Annotated in this window: 19 protein-coding genes; 12 read left to right on the top strand and 7 right to left on the bottom strand. The window is 62.3% G+C overall.

Annotation, left to right across the window (positions count from 1 at the left end):
• Positions 1–130: 130 nt before the first annotated feature.
• The gene (locus tag I2I01_RS18930; protein WP_196288067.1) at positions 131–3,145 is read right to left on the bottom strand and encodes a M16 family metallopeptidase; all 3,015 of its coding nucleotides are present in this window, start codon (positions 3,143–3,145) and stop codon (positions 131–133) included.
• A 308-nt stretch (positions 3,146–3,453) separates the two neighbouring features.
• Positions 3,454–5,889, bottom strand: a complete 2,436-nt coding sequence (gene pheT / locus I2I01_RS18925) for a phenylalanine--tRNA ligase subunit beta (RefSeq protein WP_196288066.1) — start codon at positions 5,887–5,889, stop codon at positions 3,454–3,456.
• Positions 5,890–6,175: 286 nt separating this feature from the next.
• Here pheT and I2I01_RS18920 point away from each other — a divergent pair, with 286 nt between their 5' ends.
• A complete protein-coding gene (locus I2I01_RS18920) occupies positions 6,176–6,820 on the top strand; it encodes a sulfite oxidase-like oxidoreductase (protein WP_196288065.1) in 645 nt (214 codons plus the stop codon).
• Positions 6,817–7,557, top strand: coding sequence for a ferredoxin reductase (locus tag I2I01_RS18915; RefSeq protein WP_196288064.1), 741 nt, complete (start codon positions 6,817–6,819; stop codon positions 7,555–7,557). The genes I2I01_RS18920 and I2I01_RS18915 overlap by 4 nt, the downstream gene beginning before the upstream one ends.
• Before the next feature lie 56 nt (positions 7,558–7,613).
• Here the strand turns inward: I2I01_RS18915 and I2I01_RS18910 are convergent, their stop codons facing one another.
• Positions 7,614–8,225, bottom strand: coding sequence for a DUF1684 domain-containing protein (locus I2I01_RS18910; protein WP_196288063.1), 612 nt, complete (start codon positions 8,223–8,225; stop codon positions 7,614–7,616).
• A gap of 96 nt (positions 8,226–8,321) precedes the next feature.
• On the opposite strand from I2I01_RS18910, the gene I2I01_RS18905 reads away from it, so the two are divergent.
• Positions 8,322–10,784, top strand: a complete 2,463-nt coding sequence (locus I2I01_RS18905) for a M1 family aminopeptidase (RefSeq protein ID WP_196288062.1) — start codon at positions 8,322–8,324, stop codon at positions 10,782–10,784.
• A 101-nt stretch (positions 10,785–10,885) separates the two neighbouring features.
• Here I2I01_RS18905 and I2I01_RS18900 read toward each other — a convergent pair whose 3' ends face one another.
• Together I2I01_RS18900 and radC are read right to left on the bottom strand one after the other, a co-directional pair.
• Positions 10,886–11,668, bottom strand: a complete 783-nt coding sequence (locus tag I2I01_RS18900) for an MBL fold metallo-hydrolase (RefSeq protein WP_196288061.1) — start codon at positions 11,666–11,668, stop codon at positions 10,886–10,888.
• A gap of 162 nt (positions 11,669–11,830) precedes the next feature.
• Entirely contained in the window at positions 11,831–12,562 is a 732-nt protein-coding gene (radC, locus tag I2I01_RS18895) for a RadC family protein (RefSeq protein ID WP_196288060.1), read from the bottom strand.
• Between the two features lie 126 nt (positions 12,563–12,688).
• On the opposite strand from radC, the gene I2I01_RS18890 reads away from it, so the two are divergent.
• From I2I01_RS18890 to I2I01_RS18870, 5 genes are all read left to right on the top strand, one after another.
• Complete coding sequence (locus I2I01_RS18890) at positions 12,689–13,927, top strand: metallophosphoesterase (protein WP_196288059.1); 1,239 nt, start codon at positions 12,689–12,691, stop codon at positions 13,925–13,927.
• Between the two features lie 108 nt (positions 13,928–14,035).
• Positions 14,036–14,713, top strand: a complete 678-nt coding sequence (locus I2I01_RS18885) for a hypothetical protein (protein ID WP_196288058.1) — start codon at positions 14,036–14,038, stop codon at positions 14,711–14,713.
• 132 nt (positions 14,714–14,845) lie between these two features.
• A complete protein-coding gene (locus I2I01_RS18880) occupies positions 14,846–15,532 on the top strand; it encodes a carboxypeptidase-like regulatory domain-containing protein (protein WP_196288057.1) in 687 nt (228 codons plus the stop codon).
• Positions 15,533–15,700: 168 nt separating this feature from the next.
• On the top strand, positions 15,701–16,684 hold the full coding sequence (gene uvsE / locus I2I01_RS18875; protein ID WP_196288056.1) for a UV DNA damage repair endonuclease UvsE: 984 nt from the start codon (positions 15,701–15,703) through the stop codon (positions 16,682–16,684).
• A gap of 45 nt (positions 16,685–16,729) precedes the next feature.
• Positions 16,730–17,086 (top strand): hypothetical protein, encoded by a 357-nt coding sequence (locus tag I2I01_RS18870; RefSeq protein ID WP_196288055.1) that lies wholly within the window; start codon positions 16,730–16,732, stop codon positions 17,084–17,086.
• A 118-nt stretch (positions 17,087–17,204) separates the two neighbouring features.
• Here I2I01_RS18870 and I2I01_RS18865 read toward each other — a convergent pair whose 3' ends face one another.
• A complete protein-coding gene (locus I2I01_RS18865; protein WP_196288054.1) occupies positions 17,205–17,591 on the bottom strand; it encodes a hypothetical protein in 387 nt (128 codons plus the stop codon).
• A gap of 97 nt (positions 17,592–17,688) precedes the next feature.
• Complete coding sequence (locus tag I2I01_RS18860) at positions 17,689–18,078, bottom strand: hypothetical protein (RefSeq protein ID WP_196288053.1); 390 nt, start codon at positions 18,076–18,078, stop codon at positions 17,689–17,691.
• Between the two features lie 324 nt (positions 18,079–18,402).
• Between I2I01_RS18860 and I2I01_RS18855 the strand changes: the two genes are divergently transcribed.
• Genes I2I01_RS18855 through I2I01_RS18840 form a run of 4 tightly spaced genes read left to right on the top strand, consistent with a single transcriptional unit; the run spans position 18,403 to position 21,533 of the window.
• Complete coding sequence (locus I2I01_RS18855) at positions 18,403–18,927, top strand: RNA polymerase sigma factor (RefSeq protein WP_196288225.1); 525 nt, start codon at positions 18,403–18,405, stop codon at positions 18,925–18,927.
• An 8-nt stretch (positions 18,928–18,935) separates the two neighbouring features.
• Positions 18,936–19,847: a zf-HC2 domain-containing protein gene (locus tag I2I01_RS18850; protein WP_196288052.1), complete on the top strand. Its 912-nt coding sequence runs from the start codon at positions 18,936–18,938 to the stop codon at positions 19,845–19,847.
• A complete protein-coding gene (locus I2I01_RS18845) occupies positions 19,792–20,664 on the top strand; it encodes a DUF4097 family beta strand repeat-containing protein (protein ID WP_211538035.1) in 873 nt (290 codons plus the stop codon). The genes I2I01_RS18850 and I2I01_RS18845 overlap by 56 nt, the downstream gene beginning before the upstream one ends.
• 17 nt (positions 20,665–20,681) lie before the next feature.
• The gene (locus I2I01_RS18840) at positions 20,682–21,533 is read left to right on the top strand and encodes a DUF4097 family beta strand repeat-containing protein (RefSeq protein WP_196288051.1); all 852 of its coding nucleotides are present in this window, start codon (positions 20,682–20,684) and stop codon (positions 21,531–21,533) included.
• The last annotated feature ends 41 nt before the right edge of the window (positions 21,534–21,574 follow it).

Here is a 21,574-nt window from a genome sequence, read left to right as displayed (position 1 = left end):
TCATGCCGAACAAAGGGAAGCAGCTCCACCGCGCAAGCAAATAATTACTGTTGCGGTAAAGATGCTTCACCTTCGCTCAGCATGACGTTCAAGTGGCTACTTGCTTATTAGCAGTAGCAAGTGGTTTCGGCTACGACTTGCCCTTCTTGGTTTTCACCTTGAGCTTGCTGCCGTCGTCGGCTTTGTCCTTGATTTTCTCGTCGGCGGCGGGCATGGCCATCTGCGCCGGAGCCGACATCTTCGGCATTTCGGCTGCGGCCACGGGCTTGCCTTCCACGTCGAGCTGCACCACGGGGTAGCCCAGGGCCTGCAGCGAGGGCAGCTGCTTCTCGTCGCCTACCACCACGATGTACATCTTGTCGGCGGGCAGGTACTTCTTGGCAATGGCCTGCACGTCTTCCTTCTTCAGGTTTTTCAGGATGTCCGTCTGCTGGTTCACGTAGGTCGGGTCGAGGTTGTACTCCACCAGGCGCGAGAGGAAGCCGGCTTTCTGCTGGCCGGTTTCATAGCGCAGAGCGTCGCTCTGGCCGATGGACGACTGCGTGAAAGCCAGTTCCTCATCCGAAATACCGTTGGGGTAATTCGTGATTTCGTTCATAAATTCCTTCACCGACGCGGCCGTGGCATCGGCGCGCACGCCGGCCGAGGCCGTGAACGGACCCGCGTAGCGCGTGCCCGCGAAGCCCGAGCGGGCGCCGTAGGTGTAGCCTTTGTTCTCGCGCAGGTTCAGGTTGATGCGCGAGTTGAAGGCCTGGCCCAACACGTAGTTCGACAGGTAAGCTTTATAGTACGGGCCGGTGGCGTCATACTTCATGTCCGTCAGGTAGCCCACGCGGATTTCCGACTGGGCGGCGCCCGGCTTGTTCACGAAGTAGATGGTGGTCTTGTCGGGCTGCACGCCGGCCATGTCGGTCGGGATGGTTACGTCCTTTTTGGCCCAGTTTTTCAGGAAGCCCAGGTTGGCATCGAGGGTGGCCTGGTCCACGTCGCCCACGGCCACAAGGTAGCTCACGTTGGGGGCGTAGTAGGTGTTGTAGAAGCTCTTCACGTCGTCGAGCGTGAGGCTGCCCACCGAGGCCGAGGTGCCGGCCACCGGTGTGCCGGCGATGTTGCCCTGGCCGTAGAGCAGACGGTTGTAGGTCTGGTCGGCAATTACCGTGGGCTGGTTCACGGCGTTGGCGATGGTTTCGAGCTGCTGCTTTTTCACGCGGGCAAAATCGGCGGCGTCGAAGCGCGGGTGCAGCAGGCGCTGGTCCAGCAGGGCCATGGTGGCAGGCAGGTTCTTGGTCAGGCTCTGCACAAACACGGTGGTTTCGTTGTCGCCGGCAAACACCGACACCGACGAGCCCAGCTTATCCAGCGCGGCCGAGAACTGCTCGCCGGTGTATTTCTCCGAGCCCTCGTTCAGCATGCTGGCCGTGAGCTGGGCAATGCCGGCCTTGCCGGGCATGGTCTGCTCCAGGCGGTGGCCGCCGCGAATGGTCAGGCGCATGGTCACGGCCGGAATCTCGGTGTTCTTGGTGCCCACCACTTTCAGGCCGTTGGGCAAGGTTTCCTGGTAGAGCGCGGGCACCTTCACCACGGGGTTGGCGCCGGCAGCGGGCTGCTTGCTGCGGTCGAAGTTGTCGGTGGCCTTCACGTACTTCAGACCCTCGTAGCCATAGTCGGGGGCTTTGTAGCCCGACTTGTCGATGGTGTAGTTGTCGGGCTTGGCAGCGGCCACGCTGCCAGTTTTGGGCAATACGCTCAGAATCACGGCGTGCTTGCCTTTCACGTACTTGTCGTACACGCGCTGCACGTCGGCTTTGCTCAGGGCCTTGAGCTCCTTTTGCTCCACCACAATGTGGTTGGGGTTGCCGAAGAAGGTCTGGTTGGCGGCCAGCTGGCTCACCTTGCCCTGCACGCTGGCCAGGCCGCTGATGGTCTGGGCCTCGGTCTGGGCCTTGAAGCGCTGCACGTCCTCGTCGGTCACGCCGCGCTTCTCAAACTCTTTCAGGGTATTGCGGATGATAACCTCCGTGCTGTCCAGCGTTTTGCCGGGCAGGGGCAGGGCCACGAAATCGAGGAAGCCGCCCAGCTCCGAGTTTTGCTGGTAGGCCTGGGCCTGCACGGTTTTCTGGTTTTTTACCAGGTTTTTGTAGAGCAGCGAGGTTTTGCCGCCGCCCAGGATTTCGGCCAGCGCGTCGAGGGCCATTTCGTCGGGGTGGCCGTGGGGCACCGTCGGAAACACCATCTGCAGCATGGGGAAGCGCACGTTGTCCTGGTAGCTCACGTACCGGTCGGTAGCCAACACCGGGGCGGGCAGCTTCTGCACCGGCACAGCCGGGCCGCGCTTGATGGAGCCGAAGTACTTCTCAGCCAGCTTCACCACTTCGGCGGGCTTCACGTCGCCGCCCACGGTCAGGGTAGCGTTGTTGGGGCCGTACCAGCGCAGGAAGAAGTTTTTCAGGTCGTTCACGTCCGAACGGTCCAGGTCTTCGAGGTAGCCGATGGTAAGCCAGGAGTAGGGGTGGCCGTAGGGGTAGAGCGTCTTCGAGATGTACTCGCTGGCCAGGCCGTAGGGGCGGTTGTCGTAGTTCTGGCCCCGCTCGTTTTTCACGGTCGAGCGCTGGATTTCGAACTTCTTCTGGCTCACGGCATCCAGCAGGAAGCCCATGCGGTCGGCTTCGAGCCACAGGCCGGTTTCGAGCTGGTTGCTGGGCAGGGTCTCGAAGTAGTTGGTGCGGTCCTGGTTGGTGCTGCCGTTGAGGGTGCCGCCGGCGGCCGTCACAATTTTGAAGTGCTGCTGGTCGCCCACGTGGTCGGAGCCCTGGAACATCATGTGCTCGAAGAAGTGGGCAAAGCCCGACTTGCCAATCTGCTCGCGGGCCGAGCCCACGTGGTAAGTCACGTCGACGTGCACCAGCGGGTCGGAATGGTCTTCGGCCACCACGAGCGTGAGGCCGTTGGGCAGCACATACTTCTCGTAGGGAATGACAAGCTGCCCGGGCTGCTTGGTCACCTTCTCAACGAGCTTGGTGCCGAAGGGCGTCGTCATCAGGGCCGTGGTTTTGGCGGCCGGGGCCTTAGCGGCTGGTTTTTGCTGGGCGTAGCCGGCGGTCGTCAGCAAAGCCAGGCCCAGGGTTGAAAGGAAACGAAGATTCATTTTTGGAGAAAAGGTGAAGCAATTAGAAATGAGCGGTGAAGATTCAAGCCGCAACTTACGGCTTTGCACGCAACTACCCATCAAGCTCGGGGCGGTTGAGCTTGCGCCGCAAGGTCAAAAAATAAATCAGCGGGGTTGCGTCGGGATTACGCCTCGTTCAGATAAAAATAAAAAGCCCCCGCCGCCTGTCATCCTGAGCGCAGCGAAGGACCTTATCACGTTGATACGCCTCGTTCGTGCGTGACAAGGTCCTTCGCTGCGCTCAGGATGACAGGCGACGGGGGCTTACTTCCGAAAAGCCGAAAGCGCTACTTCCGAATCAGCGCGCCGGCCTGCTTCTCAAACTGCTGAATGAGCTTTTGCATCACCTGGTCGATGGCCTGCTCGCTGAGCGTCTGGCCGTAGTCCTGCAGCGTGAAGCTCACCGAGTACGACTTCTTGCCTGCGCCCAGGTTCTCGCCGGCGTACACGTCGAACACGTTGATGCTTTGCAGCAGCTTCTTCTCGGTCTTGCGGGCAATCTGCTGGAGTTGGTCGAAGGTCACCGACTGGTCCACCACGATGCTCAGGTCGCGCCGCACCTCGGGGAACTTGGGCAGCTCGCGGGCCACCAGCGTGGGCTTGTATTTCTTGCTCAGCGCGTCCCATTCCAGCTCGGCGTACCACACCGGCTGCGTCACGTCCAGCTTCTTCAGCACCGAGGCCGATACGGCGCCGAACTGGGCCAGTGGCTGGTTGTGCACCAGCAGCGTGAGGCCGCCCGCCAGGTAAGCGTGCTGCACCGGCTGCGAGGCCGCCCCGCCGAAGCCCAGGGCCGCCAGCACCTGCTGCACCGCGCCCGCCAGGTCGTGGAAAGCCACTTTTTCCGACTTGTGCTGCCAGGTCTCGCCGCTGGCGTTGCCGGTTAGGTATAGCACGAGCTTGTTTTTTTCCTGGTACTTGCCGTTCTCATTCTGCGAGTACACCTTGCCAAACTCATACAGCTTGAGGTCGCGCTGGCGGCGGTTCAGGTTGTGGCGAATCACCTCCAGGCCCGAGTGCAGCAGCGTGGGCCGCATCACGTTCAGGTCGATGCTGTTGTAGTTCAGAATGCGAACCAGCGCGGCATCCGCTTCGCCCTCTTTCTCGAAATACTGTGAGTTGGTGAGCGAGTTGGTCAGAATCTCCGAGAAGCCCTGGCCGCTGAGCAGCGAGGCAATTTTTACCCGCGTCACCTCGGGGTCGGGGTTCGGGAACTTGGCCAGGAAGGAGGCCGAGTTGTTGGGCCGCAGGGCCACATTGTTGTAGCCGTAGATGCGCAGGATTTCCTCAATCACGTCGGCCTCGCGGGTCACGTCCACCTTGTGGGGCGGCACGGTCAGCGTCCAGGTATCCTGGTCGCCGGCGTCGGGGTTGGCTTCGCTGATTTCGATGTCGAGGTCGGTCAGAATCTGGCGAATGCGCTCGGGCGCGGTGTACTGGCCCACCAGCCGCTCTACGCGGGGCAGACGCAGGCGCACGGTGGCCGGTGGCACGGGCGCGGGGTACTCGTCCACCACGGGCGCGGCCACGGTGGCGCCGGCCACTTCCTGCAGCAGCAGTGCGGCGCGCTTCAGCGCCACGGGCACCATGTTGGGGTCGGTGCCGCGCTCGAAGCGGAACGAGGCGTCGGTTTTGAGTTGATGCGCTTGGGAAGAGCGGCGCACGGCGGCAGGACCGAAGTAGGCGCTTTCCAAGAATACGCGGGTGGTACCCTCGCTCACGCCCGAAACCTGGCCGCCGAACACGCCGGCCAGTGCCATTGGCGCGCCGTTCGCGTCGGCAATCACCAGGTCTTCGGCCTTGAGGCTGCGCTCCACGCCATCCAGCGTCACAAATTTTTCGCCCGCCTCAGCCCGCTTCACGCGGATGTGGTTGCCGGTAATCTGGTCAGCATCGAAGGCGTGCAGGGGCTGGCCCAACTCGTGCAGCACGAAGTTGGTCACGTCCACCACATTATTAATTGGCGAGAGGCCGATGCTGCGCAGGCGACGTTGCAGCCACTCGGGCGAGGGGCCCACGTGCACGTTTTCCAGCAAGAGGCCGGCGTAACGCGGGGCGGCTTCCGTGTCCTCAATGGTCACCTTAATATTCGTCGCTGCCGATTCCGGCGCCGCGAAGGCGCTCACGTCGGGCAGGTGGCAGGGCTGGCGCAGCAAAGCGCGCAGCTCGCGGGCCACGCCGTAGTGCGAGGCGGCATCGACCCGGTTGGGCGTGAGGCCGATTTCGTACACCGTGTCGGAGCCTAAGCCGAAGTAGTCGGCGGCGGGCGTACCGTTGGGCAGGTTGGTGTCGAGCACCATGATGCCGGCGTGCGACTGGCCCAGGCCGATTTCGTCCTCGGCGCAAATCATGCCTTCGGAGGCCGCGCCGCGAATTTTACTTTTCTTGATTTTGAAGGGCTCGCCGGAGGCGGGGTGCAACTCGGCGCCTTCGAGGGCCACCACCACGCGCTGACCGGCGGCCACGTTGGGGGCGCCGCACACAATCTGGCGTGCCGTGCCGTCGCCCACGTCCACGGTGGTCAGGCTGAGCTTGTCGGCGTCGGGGTGGCGCTCGCAGGTGAGCACCGTGCCCAGCACCACGCCGCGCAGGCCGCCGGGGATGCTTTCCAACTCCTCCATGCTCTCCACTTCCAGGCCCGAGCCGGTGAGCAGGGCGCCAATCTCGGCGGCGGGTTTGTCGGTCGGAATGAGGGTTTTAAGCCAGTCGAGGGAAATACGCATCTTCAGTGAACAGTTAGCAGTGAGCAGTTATCAATGGGATTGATAAGCGAGGCAAAGGTACGGCGGGGCAAAATGACTGAATCGGAGGGTGCTGGCATATATTTGCTCGAGGCCGGTTTGTAACGTTCAGCGTCTATAAGAACGTCATGCTGAGCGGAGCCGAAGCATCTCTACCGCAGAACTAATCCAATCGACAGGTTTACTGTTGCGGGAGAGATGCTTCGACTGCGCTCAGCATGACGTTCATGATAAACGTCCTGCGGATTCACATCATCTTCTTCCACTTATGCCCTTCGTCAACAAAGGATTCCACGCCAGGCGGCCCACCGACGGTGCCCACAAGCTGCCGCCCGGCCAGTACGAAACCCAGGATTTTCCGGTGCTCACGGCCGGGCCCACGCCGCGCATTCCGCTGGTAAATTGGGAATTTCGACTCGAAGGTTTGGTGGAAAGTCCTGCGAAATGGACCTGGAATGAGTTCAACGCCCTGCCTATGCAGTCGTTCAACCCCGACATCCATTGCGTCACGAAGTGGTCGAAGTTCAACACCAAATGGCGCGGCGTCAGCCTCGATACCTTGCTCGAGCACGTGCAGCTCAAGCCCGAGGCGAAGTTTGTGATGGCCTTTTCCTATGGCGGCTATACCACCAACCTGCCGCTGGCCGACCTGCGCGACGGTAAAGCCTTCATCGGTCTTGAATACGAAGGCAAGCCGCTGGCGCCCGAGCACGGCGGCCCGGCGCGGCTGGTGGTGCCGCACCTCTACTTCTGGAAAAGTGCCAAGTGGGTGCAGGGCCTGCGCTTCATGGCCGACGACGAGCCCGGTTTCTGGGAAGACAACGGCTACAGCATGCACGGCGACCCGTGGAAAGAGGAGCGATACCGCGCCGATGACGAGCCCACGCTCGATAACGCCCGTTTCCGCCTGTGAGCCGGCTTGATTGGCAACTGGCCACCGTAACTGCCATTCGGCCCGAAACGCCCCGCGTCAAAACCTTTGTGCTGACCCTGCCGCAGTGGACGCCCCACCGCGCCGGCCAGCACTACGACCTGCGCCTCACCGCCCCCGACGGCTACCAGGCCGAACGCAGCTACTCCGTGGCCTCGCCCCCGGAACAAACCGGCGAGATTGAGCTGACCGTGGAACTCATTGACGAGGGCGAGGTGTCGGGCTACCTCTTCGACGGCGTGGCTGTGGGCGACCAGCTGGAAGTGCGCGGGCCCATCGGCGGCTACTTCGTATGGCCCGCCGGCGCGACCGATGCGCCGCTGCTGCTCGTGGGCGGCGGCTCGGGCGTGGTGCCGCTGATGGCTATGCTGCGCCACCGTCAGCGGGCCGGGCTGCGCAATCCGACCGCGCTGCTATTCAGCGTGCGCACGCCGGAGGAGGTTATTTACAAGCAGGAATTAGAGGCGCTGGCAGCGGCCGACCCGACCTTCAAGCTGCTCATCACCTACACCCGCCAGGCACCGGCCGGCTGGGCCGGCTACCAGCGCCGCCTCGATGCTGCTATGCTGGCCGAGGCGGTGGCGCAGCTGCCCGGCGCGCCGCAGTGCTACGTGTGCGGCCCCACGGGCCTGGTCGAAACGGCCGCCACGCTGCTGCAGGCCCAGGGGCTGCCGGACGCGGCTATTCGCACCGAGCGGTTTGGGCCTACGGGCAGCTGAGATTGAAGGAATAATAAAGAACGTCATGCTGAGCGCAGCCGAAGCATGACAGGTGGCTACTCGTGAAACGACTTCTCGCCGGCTGGAATGGCCACCGTCAGGCGGTTTTCGGCGGGGGGCACGGGGCAGCTGTACTCGTTGTTGTAGGCGCAGTAGGGGTTGTAGGCGCGGTTGAAATCCAGAGTGATTTCCGACTCGTTGAGCAACGGCAGGGGGGCGTCGAGGTAACGGCCGCCGCCGTAGGTTTCGTGGCCGTTAGTGAGGTCGGTGAAAGGGATGAAAAGGGTGGAGTCGCGGCCGTTGGCCTTAAGGTAGAGGCGAAGCTGCTGGGGGGAGTTGTTGATACTGAATTTGACCACGCCCCAGTTCAGGTACTTTTCGGCCTTGTTGTCGCTCATTTGCAGTAGCGTAGTGTCGGGGGTGGCGTTGCGCGCAATGTCGGCGTGCGGCACGAAGGTTGGGTCGCCGGGATAGTATTTCAGGCTATCGAAGGCGGCTTTTTGTGCGGCGGGCAACGGTGATTCTTCCGACTGTCGGAACGACAGATTTTTGTCGCGCCGGAATTTGTTCAATTGGGCCAGATAGGCGCTGTTGTTGGGCTTCGCATCGTTCAGCGAATACCAGATGATGCCAATGAGAGCCGCCGCCAGCGCGAGTTTTTTAATCATAACTGGTAAATAATCGAAAAAAATGTAACCAACCCGCTGCACCTCGGGTGTATCATGCAGCTCAAGTTCCGTCGCCTTCCTGTTCTTCCCTATCCAATGCAAAAAAGCTTATTCCTGATTTTGTTGCTAAGTCGCGCGCTCGTTGGCTCGGCCCAACCAACCAGCCCCGCGCCCTACCACGAAGCGGCCCGCCGGGTGAACGATTTGGTGCATACCAAACTGAATGTGCGCTTCGACTACGCCAAGCGCTACCTGTACGGCGAGGCAGAGCTGACGCTGAAGCCGCACGGCGTGGCCACCGATTCGCTGCGGCTCGATGCCAAGGGCATGGATATTAAAACCGTGAAACTGGTGCAGGGTGGCAGCCGCACTCCGTTGAAATACGACTACAACCGGCGCCAACTGCTCATCCACCTGCCCCAAGCGGTTGCCGCCGGCCAGGCCTACACGGTTTACCTCGACTACACGGCAAAGCCCGATGAGCTGGACGCCAAAGGCAGCGCGGCCATCGGCCAGGCCAAGGGGCTGTACTTCATTAACCCCGACAGTGCCGTGGTTGGCAAGCCGGTGCAAATCTGGACGCAGGGCGAGTCGGAATCGAATTCGGCCTGGTTTCCCACCATCGACAAGCCTAACCAGAAAACTACCCTCGACCTCAGCCTGACGGTGCCGGCCAAGTACATCACGCTCAGCAACGGCCGCCTGACCCGCCAGACGCCCGCCGGCCCCGGCCTGCGCACCGATACCTGGCAGCTGACCGAGCCCTGTGCACCCTATCTGGTGATGATGGCCGTGGGCGACTTCCGCATCACCAAAGACTCCTGGCGCGGCAAGGAAGTGAATTACTACCTCGAACCCCGCTACGCGGCCCAGGCGAAGCAGATATTTGGGCAGACGCCCCAGATGCTGGAGTTTTTCTCGCAGCGCCTCGGCGTGGACTTTCCGTGGAACAAGTACAGCCAGATTGTGTGCCGCGACTACGTGGCCGGGGCCATGGAAAACGCGTCGGCCTCGCTGTTTGGCGAGCAGGCCCAGGGCACGGCCCGAGAATTGCTCGACTGGGAGTATGCGGGCGTGGAGCGCGAAATTGCCCACGAGCTGTTCCACCATTGGTTTGGCGACTACGTGACCTGCGAAAGCTGGAGCAACCTGACCGTGAACGAGTCGTTCGCCAACTTCAGCGAGGTGCTTTGGGCCGAGCACGCCCACGGCCCCGACGCCGGCCAGCAGCAGGCCGACGCCAGCCGCCGCACCTACTTGCGCACCCCCACCAGCTACACCCGCCCGCTGGTATATTTTAACTACGCCGATAAGGAGGACATGTTTGACAACGTGACCTACCAGAAGGGCGGCAGCATCCTCAATATGTTGCGGGCCTATTTGGGCGAGGACGTATTTTTTCAGGGTTTGAAGCGCTACCTCACGCAAAATGCCTTTGGCACCGGCGAGGCCCACCAGCTGCGGCTGGCGCTGGAAGAAGCCTCGGGCAAGGATTTGAACTGGTTTTTCAACCAGTGGTACTTCGGCGCCGGCCACCCGGTGGTGACAATTGATTATGCCTGGGACGCAGCTAAGAAAGTACAGTCCGTGACGGTGAAGCAGACCCAGGCCGGAACGGTTTTCCAGCTGCCGTTTACCATCGACTACTACGTGGGCGGCCGGGCCGTGCATCAGCCCGTGATGATGACCGAAGCCACCCAAACCTTCACCATGCCTCTCGCTGCTAAGCCCAACCTGGTGAATGTGGATGCCGAAAACGTACTGCTCTGGCAGAAAACCGACCACAAGTCGCTAGCTGAGTTCGCCTACCAGCAGCGCCACGCCGCCCACTACCTCGACCGTCGCGAAGCCCTGCGCGCCGCCGGCGACCAAGCCGCCGACCCCGTGGCTCAGCAAATCCTGCTTGCTGGCCTCACCGACAAGTCGCCCGCCCTGCGCGACATGGCCATCGAACTGCTCGACCTCAAAAACGCGCCACTGCGCAAGGCCGCTACGCCGCTGCTGACCCAGCTGGCTGCCACCGATGCCACTCCGCGCGTGCAGGCCAGCGCCCTCGCTGCGCTGGGCACGCTCAAAGAGAAGCGCTATGCGCCGCTCTTCGCCAAGGCCTTGGGCAGCCGCTCGTACCAAGTGCAGGGCGCGGCCTTGGTAGCCCTGCTGCCCCTGAACCCCGCGCAAGCCCTGGCCCGCGCCACCGCCTTCGAGGCCGACAACAAAGGCGCCCTCACCAGCGCCCTTGTGACGGTGTATGGCACGGCCGGCGGCGCCGCGCAGTGGCCGCTGGTGCGCGCAAAATACGATGCCGCCGACCCCAACGGCCGTTTTCAAATGTTCACCGGCCTATTTGAAATGCTCGGCCGCCTCGACGACCCCACGGCCCTAACAGAAGGCATCGCCCGCATCCGCGACTTAGCCGTGAAATTTAAGCCCTACGTGGACGCCCCCCGCATCGTGGCCCAGCTGCGGCAGGTGCAGCAGCGGCAGGCCAGCCGCCCAAATGCGGCGCTGGTGGCGGGCCTGGTAGAGCAGGCAGCGGGGGCCATTGAGGCGGCGAAGTAGCGGCGCTGCGGCTTGCAAACCCGCATGTCTGCCTCTTGAAAAGCAAAAACGCCCTGCCGAGCTAGCTGCTCGGCAGGGCGTTCTGGTGGCGTTTCGGCGTTCTACTGGGCCGTGGGGTACCAGTTGCGCAGGCGCACGTCGATATTTTTATTGGCCGCGTTCACGGTTTTCTTGAAGGCGGCCACGTCGCTCAGGCCGTTTTGGCCGCGGTAGTGGTAGGGATACACAATGCCGGGCTTGAAGGCCAGTACGGCCTGCGCCGCTTGGTTCACGTCCATGGTGTAGGGCAGGTTCATGCACACAAAAGCCACGTCGATGTTTTTGAGGGCGCGCATTTCTGGAATGTCTTCGGTATCGCCGGAGAGGTACACGTTTTTGCCGCCCAGGTTCAGCACGTAGCCGTTGCCGCGGCCTTTGGTGTGCATGGCATCGGGCGCTTCGGGCAGGTTGTACATCGGAATGGCCGTTACGCTCATGCCCAGCGTGTCGAGTTTCTGGCCGTTGCGCAGCACGCGCACGTGCCCTTTGTATTCGGCGGGCAGCTTTTCGGCTACGGCCGGGGGCACTATCATCAAGGCCTTGCCCACGGAGAGGCCGGCCAGCGTTTTGGGGTCGAGGTGGTCGGGGTGAATATCGGTGATGAGGACGACGTCGGCCGGCGCCAATCCGGCGAAGCCCGCGGGGCCGCCGTAGGGGTCCACGTAAATGGTTTTACCGCCCCAACTCAGCACCACGCTGCCGTGGGTGATGGGCTGCACCGTAAGCGGGCCTTTTTTGGTGGCAATCTTGTCAGCGGCGGCGCGCGAAGCGGTGGCAGCCGTTTGGGCTTGCGCCTGCACGGTGAAAGCTGCCAGCGCAGCCGCAAGAAGGAAGGTAAATTTCATGGGTTTTTGGTGTGTGGAGTGAGAAATAGTGGTGAATGCTCTCGGTAACTGAGCGCCATTAAGAAGCTCACCTACCCAAAAGCGTGACCATAACCCCATTGCCCCGCACAAGTTTAGAGTGGGAAAGCAGTGCCTGTACGTATGCCGAGTAGCCAGTGCCTGCTACAAAATCCCCTCGTCCGCGAAGCTATAATACCCTTGCTCGGCAAAAATCAGGTGGTCGAGAATGGGCAAATCCAGGAAATTGCCGGCTTCTTTCAGCTTTTTGGTGAGCTGGATGTCGGCGCCGCTGGGGTTGCGGTTGCCGCTGGGGTGGTTGTGCACCAAGATGACGCTGCTGGCCAGCTGCTCCAGGGCTTCCTTGAAAATCATTTTGGGGTCGGCCACGGTGCCAGCCACGCCGCCGCGGCTAATAGCCGTTTTGCGCATTACCACATTGGCCCGGTTCAGCAGAATCACCCAAAATTCCTCGTGGGGAAGGTCGAGCAGGTGCGGGCGCATGAGGTTGTAGATGTCGCGCGAGCAGGTGATGGTGGTGCGCGGGGCAGCGTCGGCTTCCTTGCGGCGGCGGCCTAGCTCCAGCGCGGCCACCACCGTAATGGCCTTGGCTTCGCCGATGCCGGGGTGGCGGCAGAGCTGCTTCACGCTTTCGCGGGCCAGGGCGTTAAGGTCGTTGCCCACCCCCTGCAGCATGAGCTTACCCACATCCACGGCCGTGAGCTTGGTGGTGCCCGAGCCGATGAGGATGGCCAGCAGCTCGGCGTCGGAGAGGGCGGCGCGGCCCTTGCTCATCAGCTTTTCGCGGGGGCGGTCGTCCTCGGCCCAGCTTTTGATGCCAGTGGCGGGTGTGGGGTAGGAGGCAGCGGATTCGGGCAGCTGGTCAAGCGGTTCCATGCAATGGGGCCGGGGTAGAAGGTAAAAAGTAAGCTAAATGTAAAGCAAAAGCTCGCCGGGCGCGTTTAAAGCCGGAGTCCGCGGCGATGCAGTGTTGCCGGGGCATTTAGCGCTTTATATTAGAATATGCGAAATCCGTTGGTGTTGTGGTTGGTGTTGGGGCTGGTGGTATTGGCTGAATGGTATGGGTATCAGGCCGCGCGCACGCTGGCGCAGCACTTGTCGCCGGGGGCGCGGCGCGGGGTGAGCATTGGCTATTGGGTTCTGACAGGGGTGGTTTGGTGGCTGGCCATCTGGGCCGGCGTCACCCGCCAGGCGGGCCATACGGTGCTCAAGAGCTACCTCATGAGTCTGCCGTTGCTGCTGCTAGCCGGCAAGCTGGTGATGCTGCTGCCGCTGCTGCTCGAAGACCTCACGCGGCTGATGCGCTCGTTCAGCGCGCCGCGCGCGGCCGATGGCACGAGTGCCGCTATTCCGCGTAGCGAGTTCATTGCCAAGCTGGCACTGGGGCTGGGTGCCATCCCTTTTTTCGGGTTGCTGTGGGGCATGGCCAAAGGTGCCACCGACTACACCGTGCGCCGCGTCACGCTGAAATTCCCCAACCTGCCGGCGGGCTTCGACGGCTTCAAGGTGCTGCAGATTTCCGACCTGCACACGGGTAGCTTCAACTCCACCGAGCCGCTGGAACGGGCCGTAGCCATGATAAACCGCCAGGGCGCCGACCTCATCCTGATGACCGGCGACCTGGTGAACAACCGCGCCGAGGAAGTGGAACCGCACATTCCGGCCCTGTCCAAAATCAAGTCCGACCTGCCCATCTTCTCCAGCCTCGGCAACCACGACTACGGCGACTACGTGGCTGAATTCCGCGACGACCGCGCCCTGTGGCGCCAGAACCTGGAGCGCCTCATGCAGAACCACGCCAAAATGGGCTGGACGCTGCTTAATGACACCACCCACTTCATCGAGCGCGGCGGCGATAAAATTGCCATTCTGGGCATTCAGAACAGCAGTTCCCACCTCAACTTCCACACCTACGGCAACCTGCCCAAGGCCCACGCCGCCAGTGCCGACGCGCCCTTCAAAATCCTGCTCTCGCACGACCCTTCCTACTGGGAAAGCCACATCCTGAACTACCCCGACATCGACCTCACCCTCAGCGGCCACACCCACGGCATGCAGTTCGGACTGAACCTGCCGTTTCTGAAATGGAGCCCCGTGCAATATGCCTACAAGCAGTGGGCCGGGCTGTACGAAAAAGGCCGCCAGAAGCTGTACGTTAACGTGGGGCTGGGCTTTTTGGGCTATCCGGGGCGGGTGGGCTTCCTGCCCGAAATCACGGTATTTGAGCTGCGGCGCGCCTAGGCAGGAGTAACGAAATATACCGTTGTGGTAACATCCGCCGCGACCTGCCCGTAAAGGCCCCTCATCCGTTCAACCACTGACGGTTGACGCCTTTTCAATTCCTTTCTCATGAAAAATTCCTTGTTGATTCTCGCGGGCGCTGCTGCCCTCTCGCTGGCTTCCTGCTCGCAGGAGAAGACCACCGAAACCACTACTACACCCGCCGAAGGCACCACCACCACGACCACGACGACCACCACCGGCCCGATGAGCGACGCCCAGATTGAGGCCCGCGCCCAGCAGATTGCCGACAAGATGGTGGCCAACATGAAAATCACGGACGAGGCCACCAAAACCAAAATCCGCACCGTGTACGTGAACCGCTACAAGCGCATGAACGACATGCGCAGCAAGTACGCCACCGACACCACCGGCATGGCCGCCGCCATGCGCGACGAGCGCGCCGCCGAGGACCAGGAGTTCAAGGTGATTTTCGTGGAGCCCGCCCAGTACCAGGCCTACCAGTCGAGCCGCTCGGACTACGACGACAGCAACTACGCCAGCACTGACGACAGCAACATGTCGTCGATGTCGGATACCACCGGCTCGGCCATGAGCGGTTCCAACGGTTCGACCACAACCACCACGGAAGAAACGACGACTACCACGACCGATAACGGCATGACCGGCACGGGCGCTGGCGTTTCGAAAATGAAAGCCAAAGCCGACGACGGCAGCAAAATCAAGGTGAAAGACAACGGCAAGGTGAAAACCAAAGATGCCGACGGCACGAAAGCGAAAAACTAAGCGTTTGGTCGATGCAATCGGCCGAACCATCGTAGAAAAGCCCGCGCCTGCAACGGTGCGGGCTTTTTTTGGCTCATTGGGTTGCTACTTTGTAGTCAGGTTGTGTGTTAGTAATTAATGATTGTTGAAGTAGTGTCTTGTGCGCGTGGCGGTTGGGCCAGGCAAAGCCCGCGGCAGTGGCTGCTGGTGCTGCTATGCCTGCTGGCGGCTGGCGCAGCGCGCGCCCAGGCGCCCAACACCGTGCGCCTGACGGGCACCGTGGCCGAAGCCGGCTCGCGCCAGGCTGTGCCGGGTGCCACCGTGCAGGTGCAGCGCACCCGCCGCGGCGTCGTCACCGATGCCAACGGCAGCTTTGGCCTCGACGTGCAGCCCACCGACACGGTGCTGTTTCGGGCGCTCGGCTTCAAAACCCAGCGCCTGCCCATGGGCGGCACGGGCCTTTCGCAGCTGGTGGTGCGTATTCAGCTGGTGCGCGACAGCGTGCAGCTGGGCGAGGTGCAGGTGGTGAGCGACCGCGCCGACCGCGCCATCATCAACCGGGCCCTGCGCAACATCAAGCGCCCCGCCCCGCCGGTGGTGAGCGGCGTGAAGCGCCCGCCCAAGCCCAAACCGCTGTTTGCCGTCGACTCTACCGCGCCCAAGGCCCCGGTGCCCACCATCCAAAGCCCGGTGAGCCTGATTTACGACCAGTTTTCGCGCGAGGGCAAGCAGCGCCGGAAAATGGAGGAGATTGAAGCCGAGCAGCGCGCCGAGAAGCTTCGCAAAGCCCGCGCGCAGTACAACAAAGCCTTCAAGGACAACCGCGGCTACGAGCCGTAGGGCACGAGAAGCCGAAACGTCATGCCGAGCGCAGCCGAGGCATCTCGCGTGCGCAACGCAACTCAATCGTTATGGTTTACTTCGGTACGCGAGATGCCTCGGCTGCGCTCGGCATGACGTTCTTTTAGGTTCGTCAACCCGGCTCAACTGCTTCCCGTAAGCCCGAGTATGAAAATCGGGTATCCCTGCGTGAACGAGGCGATGGACTGCAGCGCGGCCAACACCTTCCGGCTGGCCTCTTATTCGGAGGAGCGGTTGATTGCGGCCGTGACGGCCAACCTGACCTGCCTGCGCCGTATGCTGGAATGGAACGTGGCCCAGGGGCTGCTCTTTTTCCGGATGGGCTCGGGCATTGTGCCCTTCGGTTCGCACGAAATCAATACCTTCCCCTGGCAGACGCATTTCGCAGCCGAGTTCCGGGCCATTGGCGACTACATCAAGGCCAACAACCTGCGAGTGAGCTTTCACCCCGACCAGTTTGTGGTACTCAACTCGCCCAGCCCCGACATTGTGCGGCGCAGCATCCAGGAACTGGTGTACCAAGGCTCGATGCAGGACTTGATGGGGCTGGACGGCACGGCCAAGCTGCAGATTCACGTGGGCGGGCTCTACGGCGACCGGGAAGGGGCCATCAGCCGGTTTGCCGAGGTGCACGCCACGCTGCCCGAGGCGGTGAAGGCCCGCGTGGTGGTAGAAAACGACGACCGGCTGTTCTCACTGCGCGACTGCCTGCACCTGCACGAGCTCACCGGCGTGCCCATTCTGTTCGATAACTTCCACCACGAGTGCCTCAACCACGGCGAGCCCATGCCCGAGGCCCTGCGCCTGGCCGCCGGCACCTGGCACCCCACCGCCGACGGCGTGCCCATGATGGACTACAGCTCGCAGGCCCTAGGTGAGCGCAAAGGCAAGCACACCGACGACTTGGTGGATGACCTGTTCAGCGAATTCCTGACCAACTTGAACGGCCTCGATTTCGACATCATGCTTGAAATCAAGAACAAGGAAGCCAGCGCCCTGCGCGCCGTGGCCATCCTGCGCGAGCGGGGCCTGAGCGCGCCCGCGCCCAACCTGCCCGTGCCGCCCCTCAACCTGCCGCCCGACCCCAACGCGCCCGCCAAAGCCAAACGCGCCAAGAAAGTTGCCGGTTGAGTGCCGCCAACAACCCACCAATTCACCACTCCACAAACCCACCATATGCCCTCCGACCACCTCAACGCCACCATCAGCGCCCTGAAAAACGGCCTCACCAGCCTGCCCCTGGGCTCGGCCATGGACAACACCGAAACCTGGCAGCAGCAGTTTCTGCAGAGCGGCCTGCCCGGCTTGCAGGACATTGCCCGCGAAATCGGCAACCTGCAGTCGCTGCTCACCAGCGGGGCCCTGAGTGCCACGGCCATTGGCAACTCCCTTTCCCTGCTTGGCGACCAAACCAGCCAGGTGAGCCGCCAAGCGGCCGATGACCTAAAAAAACCGCTGCAAGAGCTGGCCGACCTGCTGCGCAAGCACGGCAGCGACTTGCTGGCGCATGCCGCGAAAAAGGAGAAGAAGTAACCAGCTACTTCCGCTAAAATGAAAAGCCCCATCCTTTACTGGATGGGGCTTTTTTTACGTGGTAGCAGCGGTAAGACTGCCACATCTGCCCCTTGCATGGCCTCGGCAGAGCAGGCTGCTAGGGCCGCGGCACGGTGCTGCTGTTGCTACGGCGCGAGCGGCTGGGCACCACGTCGGTCGACTGGCGGGGGCGGTTGTCGCGCATGATGGGCTGCTCGCGCACGTCGGGCACGGCCGTGGGCGACAGCTCCGGCGTACCGGCCGGGATGATGGTACCGCTGGTGTTGTCCAACGGGCGGCTCATCTGGGCGTCGCGGTTGGTGGGCGTGCGCTGTATTTCGGGCGGGCCCTGGATAGTGCTTTGGTTGAGGGCCGGATTGACGGGCGGTATGTTGGTTTGGCCCTGGCTGCCGCCGCGCACTGGCGCCGAGGGGTCGAGGGGAACGGTTTGGGCCTGGGCGGCGGCGCTCAGCAGCAGGCCGGCCAGCAGTAGGAAAGATTTCATGAGGAGGAAAGGAAGGGGTGGGAAACAAAAAACCGGCTGCTTCGAAAAGAAACAGCCGGTTTCTACACTATATACGGCGCTGAGCCGCAAAGTGTTACTACATCGATTTCGACTTCATTTTGCCTTTGCCGCCGTTCATGCTGCCTTTGCTGCGCATGCGGCCCGAAGTGGTGCCCGACGTGCTACCCGAAGTAGAGCCCGACGTGCTACCCATGCGGCCGCTGGTGGTGCCCATGCTGCCCGAGGTGCTGCCCATCGAACCCGAGGTAGAGCCCATCGAGCCCGAGGTGCTGCCCATGGTACCGCTGGTGGTACCCGAAGTGGTACCCATGGTGCCGCTGGTAGTGCCCGAGGTGGTCATGGCGCCGCCGGTCGAGCCGGAGGTGCTGCCGCCGGCGGTGGTAGAGCCGGCGGTGGTTTGGGCGAAAGCGGCACTGCTCAGGCCGAAGGTCAGGAAAGCAGCGAGGAGGATTTTGGTGGTTTTCATGATAAAAACGGGTTGGAAATGTGGAAATGTGGAAAGGGGGAGATACCGGGGAAGGCCGCGGCTGGCGCGGGTTTGTCGATACGGATAGGCATAGGGTAGAGGTTGTCGAAATCGAAAGACAATATTCATTATATCAAGTGTTTGGCTTTTGTGCTAGCGTTTGATTATCAGCAGTAAAGGCGGGTGAGACAGGAGGTGAGTGGCCACGTAATAAAAAATAATGTTCACCTTCCGGTAACCTTCCCGAGGTGGCGCGGTGTCCACACCCGAATACGCTTACAACCCCCTGCTATCAGCTTGGACTCGTTCTCGGATAATGCCTTAATGCTGCGCGTGAAAGCCGGCGATGTCGACCGGATGGGGCTGCTCTTTGAGCGCTACCACCGCCCGCTCTTCGGCTTCCTCTATCACATGCTGGGCCGGTCCGACACCAGCGAGGACCTGGTGCAGAACGTGTTCTACCGCATGCTGAAATACCGCCACACCTTCACGGGCGAGGGCGAGTTTCGGACCTGGATGTACCACCTGGCCCGCAACGTGCTGGCCGACCACGTGAAGAAAAACCGCCACGCCAAGCACCACGCCGACGTGGCCGACGTGGCCGAGCACCTCGGCGGCGGCGCCGCTGCCGATGCCGGCCTGGAGCGCGCCCAGGAAGTAGCCACGCTGCACCAGGCCCTGGCCCGCCTCAGCCCCGAGCACCGCGAGGTGCTGGTGCTGAGCCGTTTCCAGGAAATGAAGTACGGGGAAATTGCCCAGGTGCTGGGCACCACCGAAGGCGCCGTGAAGGTGCGCGTGCACCGCGCCATGCACGAGCTGAAAAGCACCTACCACCGCATCGAAAACTGACCAAACCAATGAATTGTGAACACGCCAAAGACCAGCTGGTCGACTACCTGAGCCGCCAGCTTTCCGACGCCGAGCAGGCTGCCCTCACGGCCCACCTGGCCGAGTGCGCCGACTGCCGCGCCGAGCTGCAGGCCACCCAGCGCCTGTGGCAAAACCTGGGCGCCGTGCGCCCGCCCGAACCCAGCGAGCACCTGCGCCCCGAGTTCTACGCCATGCTGGCCAGCTTCAAGGAAGAAGTAAAAGCCACGCCCGATTATTCGCTGAAAGGCTTGTGGCAGTGGTGGCTGAACCTGGAAATTCCGCGGCCCATTTTGCGGGCGGTGTACAGCCTGTGCCTGGTGGCCGTGGGGCTGATTGGGGGCTACTGGCTGAACAACAAACCAGCCGCGCCCGCTGGCGAGCAGGAGCAGCTGGCCACCCTATCGGCTCAGGTGAAGCAGATGCGGCAGGTGATGGTGCTCTCCCTCATCGACAACCCCTCGGCTACCGAGCGGCTGCGGGCCGTGAGCTACACCAAGGACATGAGCGCCCCCAATGGCAAAGTGGTGAGCGCCCTGCTCAGCACCCTCGACAACGACCCCAACGTGAACGTGCGCCTGGCCACCCTGGAGGCCCTGGCTCCGTTGGCCGCCGACCCCACCGTGCGCCTGGGCCTGGTGCACTCGCTGCCCAAGCAGGACTCGCCGCTGGTGCAGGCCGCCCTGGCCGATGTGATGGTGCAGCTGCAGGAGCGCCGCTCGGTGCAGCCGCTGCGCCAGCTGCTGGAGCAGCCCAACCTCGACGAAACGGTGAAAGACAAGATTGAACAAAGCATCCAAACCATTCAAACCGGCCGGCCCGCCGCGCCCCAATCCTCCCCGCGCCATGACCAAACCCGCACTTCCGCGCAGCCTGAGCTTGCTGCTACTCTTGCTGTGTAGCGCTGCCGCCTGCCGCGCCCAAAGCAAGGATGCCACCGAAAAAATCAGCAAGGAATTTACCCTCACGGCCGACGCCGGCCGCAGCACGCTAGCCCTCTACAACATCTTCGGCTCGGTGCGGGTGGAAGGCTACGCCGGCAACAAGGTGCTGGTGGAAGCCACCAAAACCATCCGGGCCGACGACGCCCAGACGCTGGAAACCGGCAAGAAGGAAGCCCAGCTGGGGTTCACGCAGCACGGCGACAGCGTGGTGGTGTACATTGCCGGGCCCTACGACTCGCGGCCGCACAACAACCAGCGCAACTGGAATCACAAGGACATCGACTACCACTACGCGTTCGATTTCGTGGTGAAGGTGCCTTATGCCATGAATCTGCACGTGGGCACCGTGAACAACGGCTCGATGACTGTAGCGGATGTAACCGGCCTGCTGCACGTCAACAACGTGAACGGCCCCATCACCCTCACCAACGTGAAGGGCACCACCCGGGCCCACACCGTGAACGGCAACGTGGACGCCACCTACGCCGCCAACCCCGCGGGCGCCTCGTCCTACCACACCATCAACGGCAAAATCCGGGTGCATTACCCCGCCAGCCTGGGGGCCAACCTGCATTTCAAAAGCATGCACGGCGAGTTCCTGACCGACTTTCCGAACGCCGAGGTGCTGCCGGCGCAAGTCACCAAAAACAAGGAGGGCTCTGGCAGCGGCACCGTCTACAAGCTCACCAAAGACACGGCCGTGCGCATTGGCAAGGGCGGGCCGGATTTCCGCTTCGAAACCCTCAACGGCGACGTCATCGTGTCCAAGATTTAGTTAATCAACTCATTACCATGAACCATTTCCTTCGATTATCCCTCGCGCCACTGGCGCGCCAGGCTACCCTTGCCCTCGCCTTGCTCGCCAGCGCCTTGCCCGGCCGGGCGCAAGACTCCAAAGAGTCGCTCACCGTGCCGCTGAGTTCCCCCGGCAAGCCCGGTGTCCTCGAAGTAGGCCTCGTTTTCGGCTACATCCACGTGACGGGCTACAACGGCAAAGAAGTGGTGGTAGACGCCGCCTTCCGCCCCAGGCAGGGCGGGCGCCGCGCCGAAACCCCGGCCCCCGCGGGCATGAAGCGCCTCTCCTCGGCTGGCGGCCTGAACCTGACGGTGGAGGAAAAAAACAACCACGTGGAGGTATCCACGGAGGTGCCCACCCAGCCGGTCGACCTCACCATCAAGGTGCCGCACAACTTCTCACTGCAGCTCACCACCGTCAACAACGGCGACATCACCGTGGATAACGTGAACGGCGAGCTGGAAATCTCGAACGTGAATGGCGCCATCCAGCTCACCGACGTGTCGGGCTCGGCCGTGGCTACCACCGTGAACGGTAACCTCACCGCCAATTTCAAAAGCGTGAGCAGCGGTACGCCCATGGCCTTTTCCACCCTCAACGGCAAGGTGGACGTGACCTTCCCCGCCAACCTGAAAGCCGCGCTAAAAATGAAATCCGAGCGCGGCGAGGTGTTCAGCGACTTCGACGTGGCCGTGGACAAAACCTCCAATAAGGTGACGCGCACCTCCCAAAACGGCCTCACCCGCCTCAGCACCGACGACTGGACCTACGGCAAAGTGAACGGCGGCGGCGCCGAGGTGATGATGAAAACGATGAACGGTAACATCTACCTGCGCAAGGCGAAGTAGGGCAGAGGCTGCTTAGCCAAGCAAAAAGAACGTCATGCTGA

This window comes from Hymenobacter properus (genome assembly GCF_015694735.1).
Taxonomy (GTDB): domain Bacteria; phylum Bacteroidota; class Bacteroidia; order Cytophagales; family Hymenobacteraceae; genus Hymenobacter; species Hymenobacter properus.
The sequence above is the reverse complement of the archived record's forward strand: the minus strand, read 5'-3'. Positions and strand labels throughout refer to the sequence as shown.